Raw genomic sequence first — 13736 nt, 5'->3', positions numbered from 1 at the left:
ATCAGTGGGTGGCCGTGGCCGCGCGTGAGCGGGCCGGTCGGGGATGCCGTGCCCGGCGGCGCAGCAGGCGGATGAGCAGCCGTGCCCAGTCGTCGTCGGTGGAGACCCGGAGGTGGTCCGCACCGGCGGCCCGAACGGCCTCGGCGTTGTGCTCGCGCAGCGACCTCATCGCCTCGGCGTACGCCGCCCGCAGCCGCGGGTCGGAGGTGTCGACCTCGTGCTGACGGCCGGTCTCCGGGTCGAGGATCGTGACGTGGCCGACGGCGGGCAGGTCGAGCTCGCGAGGGTCCACGATCTCGACGACGATCACGTCGTGGCGCGCGGTGAGCCGCCGCAGGGGCGGCTCCCAGTCGAAGGGCCGCTCCCAGGTCCCGTCAGCGGGCAGCAGGTCGGACACGATCACCCGCAGCCCCGGGATCCGGGCGCGCCGGCCCAGCTCGACCAGCGCTGCGGCGAAGGTGGGGCCGACGGTCGCCGTCTCGGCCGTACGCGGCGAGGGCGGCTCCGCGGTCAGCAGCCGGCGGGCGACCCGGCGCCCGGTGGTGGGCGGGCGCCAACGTACGCCGCCGGCATCGAGGATCCCGAGACCGACCCGGTTGCCGGGGCCGTCGGCCACGATGCCGATCGCGGAGACGGTCGCCTCGGCGACCTCCACCTTCTCGGCGAGCGCGGTCCCGAAGGCCATGCTGGGCGTGCGGTCGACCAGGACCCAGGTCTCGAGCTCGTGCTCGGCCTGGGTGAGCCAGACGTGCGGGTCGCCCAGGCGGGCGGTGGCGTTCCAGTCGATGCGGCGTACGTCATGGCCGGGGGAGTAGGGCACCAGCTCCTCGGCGTCGCTGCCCGGCCCGAGCCGCAGCCCGGCCGACTCGCCCTGGAGCAGCCCGCTCACCCGGCGCTGGACGGTCAGGTCCAGCCTCCGGAACGCCCCGTCGGGCGAACGTCGTGCCGCGTTCACGAGGCAAGCTCCGCATCGGGCGTCGTCTCGGCGGTCTCGGAGTCGTCGTCGCTCGGCGTCGCCCGCGGTTGCGGGACGACGGCGAGGACGGCGTCCACGACCGCGCGCGGGTCTACCCCGTCGGCCTCGGCGTCGAAAGTGAGCACCAGCCGGTGGGCCAGGATGTCGCCGGCCAGGTCGGCGACATCGCCGGGCAGCACGTAGTCGCGCCCGCGCAGCAGTGCCAGGGCACGGCTGGCGGTGATGAGGCCGAGGCTGCCGCGGGCGCTGACGCCGTAGGCCAGCAGGCCCTCGAGGTTGTGGAGCCCGTAGGCGTGCGGCGTACGCGTCGCCATGACGAGCTTGACGGCATACTGCGCGACGGTGTGATGGACGAAGACCTGGTCCGCTCGTGACTGCAGGTGCCGCAGAGCGGTGGCGTCGAGGATCTGGTCGGCACGCGGCGGATGCGTGCCCATGCGCTGGATGATGGTCATCTCCTCGAGTTCGTCGACGTGGCCGACGTCGACCTTGAGCAGGAAGCGGTCGCGCTGGGCCTCGGGCAGCCGGTAGACGCCGTCGTTCTCGATCGGGTTCTGGGTGGCGAGGACGAGGAACGGGTCGGGCAGGCGGTGGCTGGTGCCGCCGATGCTGACCTGGCGCTCCGCCATCGCCTCCAGCAGCGCCGACTGCACCTTGGCCGGCGCCCGGTTGATCTCGTCGGCGAGGACGAGGTTGGCGAAGACCGGTCCCAGCTCGGTGTCGAACTGCTCCGCCGACGGGCGCCAGACCCGGGTTCCGACGATGTCGGAGGGCATCAGGTCCGGGGTGAACTGGAGCCGGGCGAACGAGCCGCCGACGACGTCGGCGAGGGTGCGTACGGCAAGGGTCTTGGCGACGCCCGGCACACCCTCGAGCAGCACGTGGCCGCGGGCGAGGAGCCCGACCAGCATCCGCTCGATCATCAGGTCCTGGCCCACGACGACGCGCTTGACCTCGAACAGCACCCGCTCGAGGACGGCAGTGGTCCCAATGTCGGACCGGATCGGCTCGGTGATCGGCTGCTTCTGCTCTGGCTCCCACATGGGGGACCTCCCTAGCTGGCTGTGTCCTGGATGGGTCTGCTGAGCACCGATCACATCGAAGAAGGGCGAAAACCAGCGGAAACGGCACCGAAAGCGATCCGAAAGAGCTGGACGGAACCGATACCGAGCGATTACGTCCTGTGCATGGGCGCCGGCCCGGCTACGCGCTACCGTTCTTGAGCGTGAGGGTCTTGATCGTCGAGGACCAGGCGGGCCTGGTCAGCGCCCTGCGGGTCGCGCTGCAGCGGGAGGGGTACGCCGTCGACGGGGCCGGTTCGGTCGCCGACGCCCTGGAGAAGCTCGGCGTGAACGCCTACGACCTCGTCGTCCTGGACATCAACCTGCCCGACGGCAGCGGCTTCGAGGTCGCCGCGGCGCTGCGTACGGGGGATCTGGAGATCCCCGGCGAGGAGGCCCCGCGGATCCTGATGCTCACCGCCCGCAACCGCCTCGACGACCGGGTCCGCGGCCTCGACGTCGGAGCCGACGACTACCTGACCAAGCCGTTCGAGCTGGCCGAGCTGACCGCGCGGCTGCGTGCGCTGCTGCGCCGGCCGAGCAGCGATGGCTCTGCCGTGCTGACGCACGGGCCGATCCGGCTCGACACCGCCCGGCAGCTGGCCCGGCGCGGCGACCGCGAGCTCGGGCTGACCCTCAAGGAGTTCTCGGTCCTGCGCTACCTGATGACGCGGCCCGCCTACATCGTCTCGGCCGAGGAGCTCCTGGAGCACGTGTGGGACGAGAACGCCGACCCGTTCACCCAGACCGTGCGGGTCACCGTCGGCACCCTGCGTCGCAAGCTCACCGTCGGGGAGGAGGCTCCGGCTCTCGAGACCGTCGTCGGTCGCGGCTACCGGCTCCGCGACCTGCCCGAGCTCGACCAGGGCGCGACCGCATGAGCGACCGCATGAGTGAGCGCTCGGGGCGGCTGATGCGGGTGCCCCGCTGGCTCCGTACGGTGCGGGTGCGGCTGACCCTGACGTACTCCTCGCTCCTGTTCGGGGTGACCGCGCTGCTCCTCGCCGGGGTCTATCTCGCGCTCTCCAGCAGCATCAGCGCGGCGCCGCTGGACCCGGTGACGGTCAAGAAGTTCGAGACCGAGGACGGCCACATCGTCTACAAGCCCGGGCAGGAGTTCCAGGCCGCGGACTTCGCCGATGTCCAGGAGGCGGTCAACTACGCCTCGCTCCAGACGCTGCGCAACTACTCGATCATCGCGCTGATCGTGATGTTCGTCCTCAGCCTGGCGATCGGCTGGTGGGTGGCGGGGCGGGCGCTGCGGCCGGTCGGCGCGATCACCCGCACCGCCCAGGAGATCAACGCCTCCGACCTCACCCGGCGCATCGGTGCGACCGGACCGCACGACGAGCTGCGTACGCTCGCCGACACGATCGACTCCATGCTCGCCCGCCTCGACCGGGCGTTCTCCGACCAGCGCCGGTTCGTGGAGGACGTCTCCCACGAGCTGCGCAACCCGGTCTCCCTCATCCACACCAACGTCGAGGCCGTCCTCGCCAACGACCGCTCCACGATCCCCGAACGGCGCGAGGCCAGCCTGGTCGTTCTCCAGGCGACCCGCCGGATGCGCCGCCTCCTCGAGGACCTGCTGGCCATCGCCCGCAGCCGCTCGGAGGCCTTCACCGACCGTCAGGTCGACCTGGCCGGAGCCGTCACCGCTGCCGTTCGGGAGTATCGGCTGCCAGCAGAGGCACGCGGGCTCAGCGTGGTCGAGCGCAGCCACGGTGGGCCGGTCGTCGTCGGCGACCCCGACGCGCTGCAGCGCATCATGGCCAACCTGCTGTCCAACGCGGTCAGGCTCGCCCCGGCCGGCTCCACCCTCACGGTCGGCATGGGCAGCCGCGACGGCTGGGCCTGGGCCGCGGTCGCCGACGAGGGACCCGGGATCGACGAGGCCAACCAGGAACGCGTCTTCGACCGGTTCTACCGAGGGAACGGTACGTCCGGCGACGATGCGGTCACCGACGGGTCTGGCCTCGGCCTCTCCATCGCACGCCAGATCGCCGAGAGCCACGAGGGCCGGCTCGTGCTGGTCAGCCACGGACGGGCCGGCAGCACCTTCGTGCTCTGGCTCCCCGACCACGCCATGAACCGTTCCGCCGGACGCACCGACTCGCCACCCGAAGGTGACCCGCTGCTGGGGCGGCGCATGGACCCACCGTTTGAGGAGTGAGCATGAGAACAGCATCGACGTGGCGCGGCGTACGAGCTCTTGCCCCCGTGGTTCTGCTCGGAGCCGTCACCAGCGCCTGCATGAACGTCACGGTGCAGGTGGACCCGGCTCCGACGCCTCCCAGCAAGCCGACGACCTACTACGGCACGGTCGAGAAGGTCGAGACGGTCGAGGAAGCCCGCTGGTCGACGACGTACGCCGACGACCCGACGTACGAGACGTGGGACGACTGCTGGGCGAGCTGAACCAAGGCCGGCACCGGCGCGCGGCTACCGCTTCCCGAGCAGCTGGCGTGCCATCACGAGACGCTGGATCTGGTTGGTGCCTTCGTAGATCTGGGTGATCTTGGCGTCGCGCATCATGCGTTCGAGGGGGAAGTCCTGGGTGTAGCCGGCGCCACCGAGGAGCTGGACGGCGTCGACGGTGATGTCCATGGCAGTGTCGCTGGCGAAGCACTTGGCGGCTGCCCCGAAGAAGGCCAGGTCGCCGGCGTGCCGTTGGGACTTGGCGGCGGCGATGTAGACGAGCTGGCGGGCGGCCTCGAGCTTCATGGCCATGTCGGCGAGCATGAACTGGATCCCCTGGAAGTCGGCGATGTGCTTGCCGAACTGCTGGCGTTCCTGGACGTACGCCAGGGCGTGGTCGAGGGCGCCCTGGGCGATGCCGACGGCCTGGGCGGCGATGGTGATGCGGGTGTGGTCCAAGGTGCGGAGGGCGAGCTGGAGGCCGGTTCCGGGTTCACCGATGATGCGATCGCCGGGCAGGTAGACGGCGTCGAACATCAGCTCGCAGGTGGGGGAGCCCTTGATGCCCAGCTTCTTCTCGGGGGCGCCGATGGTGAACCCCTCGTCGCTCTTCTCCACGACGAAGGCGCTCACGTTGGATCCGCGCCGGCCGCCAGGATCGGTGACGGCGAGGACCGTGTAGTAGTCGGAGATGCCGGCGTTGCTGATCCACGACTTCTGGCCGCTCAGCACCCAGTGGTCGCCGTCGAGGACGGCGCGGGTCTTCATGGAGGCGGTGTCGGAGCCGGCCTCGCGCTCGGAGAGGGCGTAGGAGAACGTCGAGGTGCCTGCGGCGAGCGGCGGGAGGTAGCGCTGGTTGAGGCCCTCGGAGCCGGCCAGGATGAGCGGGAGGCTGCCGAGCTTGTTGACCGCGGGGATCAGGGAGGAGGAGGCGCACACGCGGGCGATCTCCTCGATGATGATGCAGGTCGCCAGGGCATCGGCGCCCTCGCCGCCGTACTCCTCGGGCACGTGGGCCGCGTGCAGCCCGGAGGCGACGAGCGCGTCGTAGGCCTCGGTCGGGAACCTGGCGGCTGCGTCGACCTCTGCGGCGTACGGAGCGATCTTGTTCGCCGCGATCGCGCGCACGGCCTCGCGCAGGTCGAGGTGGTGGTCGGCGAGCTCGAGGTAGGGAAAGTCGTCGGTCATGATGCCTCCTGGCTAGAGGTGTCGATGGGTCAGTAGTGGTAGAAGCCGCGGCCGGTCTTGCGGCCGAGCAGACCGGCGTCGACCATGCGCGCGAGAAGCGGCGGCGGGGCGTAGAGCGGCTCCTTGAACTCCTCGTAGAGCGACTCGGCCACGGCCTTGGTCGTGTCCAGCCCGATCAGGTCCGCGAGCGCCAGCGGTCCTTGGGGGTGGGCCGCGCCGCGTACGAGGCCCTGGTCGATGTCCTCGGCGGTCGCGAACCCGGACTCCAGCATCCGGATCGCGGAGAGCACGAACGGGATCAGCAGCGCGTTGACCACGAAGCCCGCCCGGTCCTGGGAGTCGATGGGGTGCTTGCCGAGGTCGTTCTCGACGAACGTACGCACGCGGTCGGTGGTGCTCGGCGCGGTCAGCAGGCTGGGCACGAGCTCCACCAGGGAGAGCACGGGGACCGGGTTGAAGAAGTGCAGCCCGATCACCTGCGCGGGGCGCTCGGTGGCGACCGCGAGCTTCATGATCGGGATGGACGAGGTGTTGGAGGCCAGTACGGCCTCGGGGTCGGTGACGATGGCGTCGAGCCGGGTGAACAGCGCCGTCTTGGCGGCTTCGTCCTCGACGATCGCCTCGATGACCAGGTCGCGGTCGGCGAGTGCTTCCAGGTCGCTGCTGACGGTGATGCGCTCCAGCACCTCGGCGGCGTCGCTGATCTTCCCGCGCTGCTCGGCCCGTTCGAGGGAGGCTCGGAGCCGGTCGAGGCCGGCCTCGGCAGCCGCGGGGTTGGCATCGATGAGGACGACGGCCTTGCCGGCGCGTGCGGCGACCTCGGCGATGCCGGCACCCATCAGTCCGGCGCCGACGACGCCGACGCGGTTGAACCCGTTCATGTGCAGCCTCCTTTGTTGGTACGCCGTACCTTATAGACGGAACGGCGTACCAACAAGTAGGTTCAGATCATGAGCGAGAAGCCTCGATCAGCGACGACGAAGGATCGCCTGGTCGCCGCGGCGTACGAACTGTTCGAGGAGCGCGGCTTTGACGCGACCACCGCCGAGGACATCGCGCGTCGCGCCGGCGTGGGGCGTACGACCTTCTTCCGCGCGTTCGGGTCCAAGGACGACGTGATCTTCCCCGAGCACGACCTGCTGCTCGATCGCATCGACCAGCGTCTGGCCGCCGCGACCCCGGCAACGCGAGCGCTCGCGTTGAGTGAGGCCACCCGGGTCGTGCTGCGTCACTACCTGGACGAGGGGGAGCTGGCGCGAGCGCGCTACCGCCTGGTCGGCTCGGTGCCGGCCCTTCGTGCCCGGGAGACGGGTGGCATCCAGCAGTACCAGCGGCTGTTCGCGCGCTGGCTCCGGGAGTGGATGTCCCACCTGCCCGACGGGCATCTGCGCGCCGATCTCCTGGCCGCCGACCTCGTGACCGCGCACAACTACGTCCTCCGGCGCTGGCTCAGGGACCAGACCTCCGACCCCGAGAGCGAGTTCGACCAGGCGATGCGGGTCGCCCTCGAGCGCTATCAGCCCTCAGGGCTCGAGCCGTCCACCGCCGTGGTCGTTCTACGCACCTCGGCCACGCCCGCCGCCATCCAGGCCCAGCTGCAGCCGCTGCTCGCCAACGAAGCGCCCCTGAGCTGAGTCGAAGGGTCCGGCAGAGCTCTCCGCCGGACCCCTCGACTCAACGCCTGGCCAGCACGAGCGCGTACGCCTCCTCCGGATCGGTCCACCAGCGAAGGTCGCGGAAGCCCGCCGCGGCGAGCTCGAGTGCGGCGATGCTTCGGCGGAACTTGCAGGACAGCTCGGTGAGGAGCTCTTCGCCTTCGTCGAACTTGATGTCGAGGTCGAGCTCGCGCAGCTCCACGCGGGTGGACTCCTGTGCGACGAGGCGCATCTCGATCCGTTCCTCGTCGGTGTTCCAATGCGCCAGGTGCCGGAACCCGTCGAGGTCGAAGTCGGCGCCAAGGCTCTGGTTGAGAACGCGCAGCGCGTTGAGGTTGAACTCGGCGGTCACGCCGGCGGAATCGTCGTAGGCGGCGACCAGCCGTCCGGGGTCCTTGACCAGGTCCAGCCCGAGCAGCAGACCTTCGCCGGGCTGCATGGCGGCTGCGACCGATCCCAGGAACCGCTCTCGGCCGGGGCGGTCGTAGTTGCCCAGGGTGCTGCCGAGCAGTGCGATCAGCCGACGTCCCGGGGTCGGCAGCTGCCCGAGATGCTGGTCGAAGTCGGCGACGACACCGTGCAGTGCGAGCCCCGGCCGCTCCTCGGCGAGCGCGTCCATCGCCTGGGTGAGCGCGCTGGCGCTGACATCGACGGGGACGTACGTCGTCAGCCGACCGGTCTGGGTCAGCGCGTCGAGCAGGAGCCGGGTCTTCTCCGAGGAGCCGGACCCGAGCTCGAGAAGCACCTCGGCGTCGGAGGCCTCGGCGATCTCCCGCGCATGTTCGGTCAGGAGCGCCCGTTCGGTGCGGGTCGGGTAGTACTCCGGTAGCCGGGTGATCTCCTCGAACAGCTCCGAGCCACGCTCGTCGTAGAAGTACTTCGGTGGGAGCCACTTCGGCGCCGCGCTCAAGCCGGTGCGCGCGTCCTCCGCGAGGCTCTGGCGCAGGTCCTCGGCGGTCAACAGGGTGGTGAGCCTGCCCCCGGCTGGTGTGCTGGTGCTGGTCTGGCCGTTGCTGTCGAGGGTCACGCGAGGTTCTCCTTCGGGTTGTGAAGTGGTTGGTCGAGCCGCCACCAGGTGGGCCCGCACGGGCTGAGGACGCCGATGGTGCGCGGCGGGATCGAGGTGGACGGAGCTCCTGAGAGCGGACGGTTGCTGACGACGTACTCCCAGGACGCCGGCTCGACGAGGTGGCTGCCCTCGTCGCCGGTCAGCAGGGCGAGGTCCTCCCCGTCGCTGAGGAGAACCGAGAAGCCGCCGACCTCCAGCTCGTTGGCGAGCTGGACCACGGCGGAGCCGACCGGCAGACGCTCCTGCTGCGCCCTGTCGAGGATGAGCGTCCACGAGTCGTCGATGGTGCCGCTGACCGCGGCGGTCCATGGACCGAGCCGCAGCGGAGCGGGGCAGTAGTCGTGATCACAGGCCCAGTCGATTTGCGTCTGGCACTGTCCGAGGATGCCGCGATGGGCACAGGTGACGGCAGCCGACCAGGTCACGCACGACGCCCGTCGTCGGCGAGCCGGAGGCCGGTGACCGGCCAGCGCGCACCAGGCGGGAAGAAGTTGCGGTACGAAGCTCGGGTGTGTCCCGGCGGGGTGAGCGCGCAGCCGCCGCGGAGCACCATCTGGCTCGACATGAACTTTCCGTTGTACTCGCCGATCGCGCCGGCGGCGGGGTGGAAGCCTGGGTAGGGCAGGTAGGCCGAGGAGGTCCACTCCCAGCAGTCCCCGAAGAGCTGTCGCAGACCGCCGGTCGAGGGGCCGGCCGCGCGCGGGTGGAAGCTGTCCCGGTCGGCGAGGTTGCCGGCCACCTCGTACGTCCGGGCGGCGTGCTCCCACTCGGCCTCGGTCGGGAGGCGCTTGCCGGCCCAGGTGGCGTACGCGTCGGCCTCGTAGTGGCTCAGGTGGCAGACCGGCAGCCCTGGGTCGAGCGGTGAGGTGCCGTGCAGGGTGTGCTCGAACCACTCCCCGTCGAGCTCGCGCCAGTAGAAGGGCGCGTCCCAGCCCTCGGCGTTGACCCGCGCCCACCCGTCCGAGAGCCACAGCTCGGGACGCCGGTAGCCACCGTCGGCCATGAACTCCAGCCATTCGCCATTGGTGATCAACCGATCGGCGAGCCGGTACGGCTCCAACCACTGCTGATGCCGTGGCAGCTCGTTGTCGAAGCAGAACCCACCACCCTCGGAGCCGATCTCGACCAGGCCGCCGTCGAGATCGACCCAGCCGAGTCGGTCGACCCCGTCGCCCGCGACCGGACGCCCGGCGTACGTCGGCTGCAGCGGGTTGAGCGACAGCACGTGCTTGATGTCCATCAGCAGCAGCTCCTGGTGCTGCTGCTCGTGGTGGAAGCCGAGCTCGATGGTCGGAGCGAGCTTGGCGAAGGTGCCCTCGTCCACACGGTCGAGCAGGTCCCTGACCCGGTCGTCTACGTTGCGCCGGTAGTCGCCGACCTCGTACGCGCCGGGGCGGCTGATCACGCCACGCATCGGCCTCGAGTACCGCGGCCCGACCTGCTCGTAGTAGCTGTTGAAGAGGAACCAGTACTTGTCCTGGAACGGTGTGAAATTGGGCTCGTTCTCGGCCAGCACGAAGGTCTCGAAGAACCAGGTCACATGCGCGCGATGCCATTTGGTCGGCGAGACGTCGGGCATCGACTGGACCGTCTGGTCCTCGGGGGAGAGCGGTGCTGCGAGGCGTTCGGTGTCGGCCCGGACTTCGTCGAAGCGGGCGATCGCGGTGGTCGTGTCCATCTCACGTCTCCTGACGGTGGAAGGTCGAGTACGCCAAGTGCTACGAACTACTCTGCCTGGTCGCCCAACCCTCGCCACACGCTTTTAGCGGGTGCCGCGACCGGGTCGATACCGGCCCCGGTGTGCAGTCGGGGCACCTAGAATCTGAGTCGTGCAGGAGCTTCGGACGGCGACGTGGACACGCGGCGCACGCTTTGCCTCGTCGCGGCGAGACGATGAGTAAGCACCGAGTTGCACCTCGCCGCAAAGGTCGAAGACGTAGGACAGGCGTCTTCGCCGTTCTCGCCGTCCTCCTCACGGGAACGGCCGTGGCCGTCCCGATGGTCTCGGTGGCGCGGGACGGTGATCCCGCCGAAAGCACCGTGCGTGTCGCGGTCGCATCGGATGCCGCCTCGCCCACTGTGTCTCCGAAACCAAGGACCAAGGGGCCCAACGGCGAGGTCGCCGCGGCCGAGGGGCCCGTGGCCCGACCGAGCGAACCGCCCGCATCGTCCGTGTCGATACCCGAGCGCGGGCCGGGCAGATTCGACATCGCCGCCGCCCCATCCAGCCCGATCGAGAACGCGACGACGTACCGGGTCGAGGTGGAAGAGGGACTGCCCTACGCGACCGACGAGGTCGCACGCTTCATCCAGACCACACTCGCCGACAACCGCGGGTGGGCGGCCAAGCACCGGCTCGTACGCGTCGACGGTCACGCCGACCTACGGATCGTTCTCGCCACACCCGAGACCACCGACACACTGTGTGCGCCGCTCGACACCGATGGCCGACTGTCGTGCCGCAACGGCAGCGATGTCGTACTCAATGCCTGGCGGTGGCACTTCGGCGCCGACAGCTACGCAGACAACCTGGCGGACTACCGGCGGTACGTGGTCAACCATGAGACCGGTCACGCCCTCGGCTACCCGCACGTGAAGTGCCCGGGCAACGCCGCGCCCGCCCCGGTGATGCTGCAACAGACCAAGGGGCTGGACGGCTGCGCCGCCAATCCGTGGCCGGCCCGCGCGGATCTCGCTGGGCGCTGAGCTGCACGAGCTCCCGGCCGCAGTTCGCGTCTCAGCAGATGGCGTCCGCGGATGAATCGCAGGCGCTGAGGATCCGCTTGGTGACCTCATCGACCTCGCCGAGGCCATCGACCTCGACGATGAGGCCCCGGCTGCGATAGGCATCGATGAGCGGCGCCGTCTGCTCGAGGTAGATCTCCTGACGACGGCGGATGATGTCCTCGGTGTCATCGGCGCGGCCCTCGACCTGGGCACGCTGCAGCAGCCGCTCGACCACCTCGTCCTCGTCGACGACGAGGCTGATGACGACGTCGAGGTCGTGGCCGGTGGGGCTGATCATCCCGTCGAGCTCCTCGACCTGTGCAAGCGTGCGGGGATAGCCGTCGAGAAGGAAGCCGTTGGCCGCGTCGGGCTCAGCGATCCGGTCGCGAACCATGTTGTTGGTGACCTCGTCCGGGACGTACTCGCCGGCGTCCAGGTAGCGCTTGGCCTCCAGGCCGAGTGGAGTGGCCAGCGATACGTTGGCGCGGAAGATGTCGCCGGTGGAGATGGCCGGGATGCCGAAGTGCTGGGCGAGGTGCTTGGCCTGGGTGCCCTTACCCGCGCCGGGCGGGCCCATGATGATGATCCGCATCAGACGTCTCCCATGATCCTGTGATCGCCTGCGGCACGTTGCGCGCAGGCGCGGCACGTCTCGGGAGACGTCATGTCGACGGGGAGCTCCCAGAAGGTGTACCAGAGTGCTGTCGGTTCTCCGCAGGCCGTTCGTTGGGAGCCGTTCCGTCGGATGTGGACCGTTCCCCATGGCAGTCGGTGGCGAGAGTGCCGCGGCTGTGTCTGAGGCGCCGTCGCGAGCCACTGCATGCCCACGGTGCCACGTGACTGAGGCCTGGGGAGAGTTGCCGGCGCTGGTGTCATCACGGATCCCTTCAGCTACTTGATCTCGGCGATGACCGCGCCGTTGGCGACGGTCTCGCCCACGGTGGCGTTGAGGCCGGTGACGACGCCGGTCTTGTGGGCCTTGAGGGGTTGTTCCATCTTCATGGCCTCGATGACCACGACGACGTCGCCCTCGGTGACTTCTTGGCCTTCTTCGACGGCGATCTTGACGATGGTGCCCTGCATCGGCGAGGTGACCGAGTCACCGGAGGCGGCTGCGCCGGCCTTCTTCGCGGACCGCTTGGGCTTCTTCGCCGCGGTGCCGCCGCCGGCGGCGAGGCCGCCGAGTCCGGCGGGCAGCGTGACCGAGAGGCGTTTGCCGCCGACCTCGACCACGACGGTCTGTCGCTCGCCGTCCTCGGCGGGTTCACCGACAGCACCGGTGTAGGGGGTGATCTGGTTGTCGAAGTCGGTCTCGATCCAGGTGGTGTAGACCTCGAAGGACCCGTTGGCGGCGGTGTAGGCGGGGTCGGTGACCACGGCCTGGTGGAACGGGATCACGGTCGGCATCCCGTCGACCTGGAACTCGGCCAGGGCACGCCGTGAGCGTTCCAGGGCTTGGGTGCGGTCGCGGCCGGAGACGATCAGCTTGGCGATCAGCGAGTCGAAGGCGCCGGGGATGGTCTCGCCCTTCTCATAGCCCCCGTCCAGACGCACACCCGGCCCGGCCGGGGGTGCCCATTGGGTGAGGGTGCCGGGGGCTGGCATGAAGTTGTTGCCGCCGTCTTCGGCGTTGATGCGGAACTCGATGGAGTGGCCGCGGACCTCGGGGTCGTCATAGCCGAGTTCTTCGCCGGCGGCGATGCGGAACATCTCACGCACGAGGTCGATGCCGGTGACTTCCTCGGAGACGCAGTGTTCGACCTGGAGGCGGGTGTTGACCTCGAGGAAGGAGATGGTGCCATCGGCGGCGACCAGGAACTCACAGGTCCCGGCGCCGACGTAGCCGGCCTCACGCAGGATGGCCTTGGAGGACTCATAGAGGCGTTTGTTCTGCTCCTCGGACAGGAACGGTGCGGGGGCTTCCTCGACCAGTTTCTGGTGGCGGCGCTGCAGCGAGCAGTCCCGCGTGGAGACCACGACCACGTTGCCGTGGGTGTCGGCCAGGCACTGGGTCTCGACGTGGCGGGGCTTGTCGAGGAACTTCTCCACCAGACACTCACCCCGACCGAACGCGCCGACGGCCTCACGGACCGCGGATTCGTAGAGGTCGGGGATCTCCTCCAGGGTGCGGGCGACCTTCAGGCCGCGGCCGCCGCCACCGAAGACGGCCTTGATCGCGACCGGGAGGCCGTACTCCTTCGCGAAGGAGACGATCTCGGTGGCGTCCTTGACCGGGTCCTTGAGACCCGGCGCCAACGGCGCACCGGCCTTCAACGCGATCTGCTTGGCCTTGGCCTTGTCCCCCAGGGCGTCGATCGCCTCGGGCGAGGGCCCGATCCAGGTCAGCCCGGCCTCGATCACCGCGGTGGCGAAGTCGGCGTTCTCGGCCAGGAACCCGTAGCCGGGGTGGACCGAGTCCGCACCCGACTGGCGGGCGACGTCGAGGATCTTCTCGATGGAGAGGTACGACTCCGCGGGGGTCGCTCCACCGAGGGAGTAGGACTCATCGGCCAGCCGCACGAACAGCGCGTCACGGTCGGGGTCCGCATAGATCGCGACCGAGCCGATCCCGGCGTCCTTGCACGCACGGATCACTCGAACAGCGATCTCACCACGGTTGGCGATCAGGACCTTTGTCAGTT

14 protein-coding genes are annotated in these 13736 nt (G+C 69.7%); 5 read left to right on the top strand and 9 right to left on the bottom strand.

Going from position 1 to position 13736, the window contains the following annotated elements; genetic code table 11:
• Position 1 precedes the first annotated feature (1 nt).
• Both OG801_RS04510 and OG801_RS04505 read right to left on the bottom strand, forming a co-directional pair.
• A complete protein-coding gene (locus tag OG801_RS04510) occupies positions 2 to 955 on the bottom strand; it encodes a DUF58 domain-containing protein (protein WP_406033969.1) in 954 nt (317 codons plus the stop codon).
• Positions 952 to 2019, bottom strand: a complete 1068-nt coding sequence (locus OG801_RS04505) for an AAA family ATPase (RefSeq protein ID WP_406033967.1) — start codon at positions 2017 to 2019, stop codon at positions 952 to 954. The genes OG801_RS04510 and OG801_RS04505 overlap by 4 nt, the downstream gene beginning before the upstream one ends.
• Before the next feature lie 182 nt (positions 2020 to 2201).
• Here OG801_RS04505 and OG801_RS04500 point away from each other — a divergent pair, with 182 nt between their 5' ends.
• Genes OG801_RS04500 through OG801_RS04490 form a run of 3 tightly spaced genes read left to right on the top strand, consistent with a single transcriptional unit; the run spans position 2202 to position 4455 of the window.
• The gene (locus OG801_RS04500) at positions 2202 to 2918 is read left to right on the top strand and encodes a response regulator transcription factor (protein ID WP_355021629.1); all 717 of its coding nucleotides are present in this window, start codon (positions 2202 to 2204) and stop codon (positions 2916 to 2918) included.
• An 8-nt stretch (positions 2919 to 2926) separates the two neighbouring features.
• Positions 2927 to 4210: a sensor histidine kinase gene (locus OG801_RS04495; protein WP_406033965.1), complete on the top strand. Its 1284-nt coding sequence runs from the start codon at positions 2927 to 2929 to the stop codon at positions 4208 to 4210.
• Positions 4211 to 4212: 2 nt separating this feature from the next.
• Complete coding sequence (locus OG801_RS04490; RefSeq protein ID WP_406033963.1) at positions 4213 to 4455, top strand: hypothetical protein; 243 nt, start codon at positions 4213 to 4215, stop codon at positions 4453 to 4455.
• Between the two features lie 24 nt (positions 4456 to 4479).
• On the opposite strand, the gene OG801_RS04485 is transcribed toward OG801_RS04490, so the two are convergent.
• Together OG801_RS04485 and OG801_RS04480 are read right to left on the bottom strand one after the other, a co-directional pair.
• Positions 4480 to 5643, bottom strand: coding sequence for an acyl-CoA dehydrogenase family protein (locus OG801_RS04485; protein WP_406033961.1), 1164 nt, complete (start codon positions 5641 to 5643; stop codon positions 4480 to 4482).
• A gap of 29 nt (positions 5644 to 5672) precedes the next feature.
• Positions 5673 to 6524, bottom strand: a complete 852-nt coding sequence (locus tag OG801_RS04480; RefSeq protein WP_406033959.1) for a 3-hydroxybutyryl-CoA dehydrogenase — start codon at positions 6522 to 6524, stop codon at positions 5673 to 5675.
• A 69-nt stretch (positions 6525 to 6593) separates the two neighbouring features.
• On the opposite strand from OG801_RS04480, the gene OG801_RS04475 reads away from it, so the two are divergent.
• Positions 6594 to 7277, top strand: a complete 684-nt coding sequence (locus OG801_RS04475; protein ID WP_406033957.1) for a TetR family transcriptional regulator — start codon at positions 6594 to 6596, stop codon at positions 7275 to 7277.
• 40 nt (positions 7278 to 7317) lie between these two features.
• On the opposite strand, the gene egtD is transcribed toward OG801_RS04475, so the two are convergent.
• From egtD to egtB, 3 genes are read right to left on the bottom strand one after another with little or no spacing between them, the layout of a single operon-like run.
• Positions 7318 to 8325 (bottom strand): L-histidine N(alpha)-methyltransferase, encoded by a 1008-nt coding sequence (egtD, locus tag OG801_RS04470; protein ID WP_406033955.1) that lies wholly within the window; start codon positions 8323 to 8325, stop codon positions 7318 to 7320.
• Complete coding sequence (locus OG801_RS04465; protein WP_406033953.1) at positions 8322 to 8792, bottom strand: hypothetical protein; 471 nt, start codon at positions 8790 to 8792, stop codon at positions 8322 to 8324. The genes egtD and OG801_RS04465 overlap by 4 nt, the downstream gene beginning before the upstream one ends.
• The gene (gene egtB, locus OG801_RS04460) at positions 8789 to 10045 is read right to left on the bottom strand and encodes an ergothioneine biosynthesis protein EgtB (protein WP_406033951.1); all 1257 of its coding nucleotides are present in this window, start codon (positions 10043 to 10045) and stop codon (positions 8789 to 8791) included. The genes OG801_RS04465 and egtB overlap by 4 nt, the downstream gene beginning before the upstream one ends.
• A 308-nt stretch (positions 10046 to 10353) precedes the next feature.
• Between egtB and OG801_RS04455 the strand changes: the two genes are divergently transcribed.
• Positions 10354 to 11073, top strand: a complete 720-nt coding sequence (locus OG801_RS04455; protein ID WP_406033949.1) for a DUF3152 domain-containing protein — start codon at positions 10354 to 10356, stop codon at positions 11071 to 11073.
• A 31-nt stretch (positions 11074 to 11104) separates the two neighbouring features.
• Here the strand turns inward: OG801_RS04455 and OG801_RS04450 are convergent, their stop codons facing one another.
• Positions 11105 to 11686, bottom strand: a complete 582-nt coding sequence (locus OG801_RS04450; protein ID WP_406033947.1) for an adenylate kinase — start codon at positions 11684 to 11686, stop codon at positions 11105 to 11107.
• 299 nt (positions 11687 to 11985) lie between these two features.
• Positions 11986 to 13734, bottom strand: a complete 1749-nt coding sequence (locus OG801_RS04445) for an acetyl/propionyl/methylcrotonyl-CoA carboxylase subunit alpha (protein WP_406036252.1) — start codon at positions 13732 to 13734, stop codon at positions 11986 to 11988.
• Between the last annotated feature and the right edge of the window lie 2 nt (positions 13735 to 13736).

It is taken from the genome of Nocardioides sp. NBC_00163 (genome assembly GCF_045206295.1).
In the GTDB taxonomy this organism is placed as follows: domain Bacteria; phylum Actinomycetota; class Actinomycetes; order Propionibacteriales; family Nocardioidaceae; genus Nocardioides.
The sequence above is the reverse complement of the archived record's forward strand: the minus strand, read 5'-3'. Positions and strand labels throughout refer to the sequence as shown.

Coding starts and splice junctions, on each gene's coding strand:
- OG801_RS04475 (WP_406033957.1), top strand. CDS start 6,594: ATGAGCGAGAAGCCTCGATCAGCGACGACGAAGGATCGCCTGGTCGCC.
- OG801_RS04450 (WP_406033947.1), bottom strand. CDS start 11,686: ATGCGGATCATCATCATGGGCCCGCCCGGCGCGGGTAAGGGCACCCAG.
- OG801_RS04495 (WP_406033965.1), top strand. CDS start 2,927: ATGAGTGAGCGCTCGGGGCGGCTGATGCGGGTGCCCCGCTGGCTCCGT.
- egtB (WP_406033951.1), bottom strand. CDS start 10,045: ATGGACACGACCACCGCGATCGCCCGCTTCGACGAAGTCCGGGCCGAC.
- OG801_RS04480 (WP_406033959.1), bottom strand. CDS start 6,524: ATGAACGGGTTCAACCGCGTCGGCGTCGTCGGCGCCGGACTGATGGGT.
- OG801_RS04485 (WP_406033961.1), bottom strand. CDS start 5,643: ATGACCGACGACTTTCCCTACCTCGAGCTCGCCGACCACCACCTCGAC.
- OG801_RS04490 (WP_406033963.1), top strand. CDS start 4,213: ATGAGAACAGCATCGACGTGGCGCGGCGTACGAGCTCTTGCCCCCGTG.
- OG801_RS04505 (WP_406033967.1), bottom strand. CDS start 2,019: ATGTGGGAGCCAGAGCAGAAGCAGCCGATCACCGAGCCGATCCGGTCC.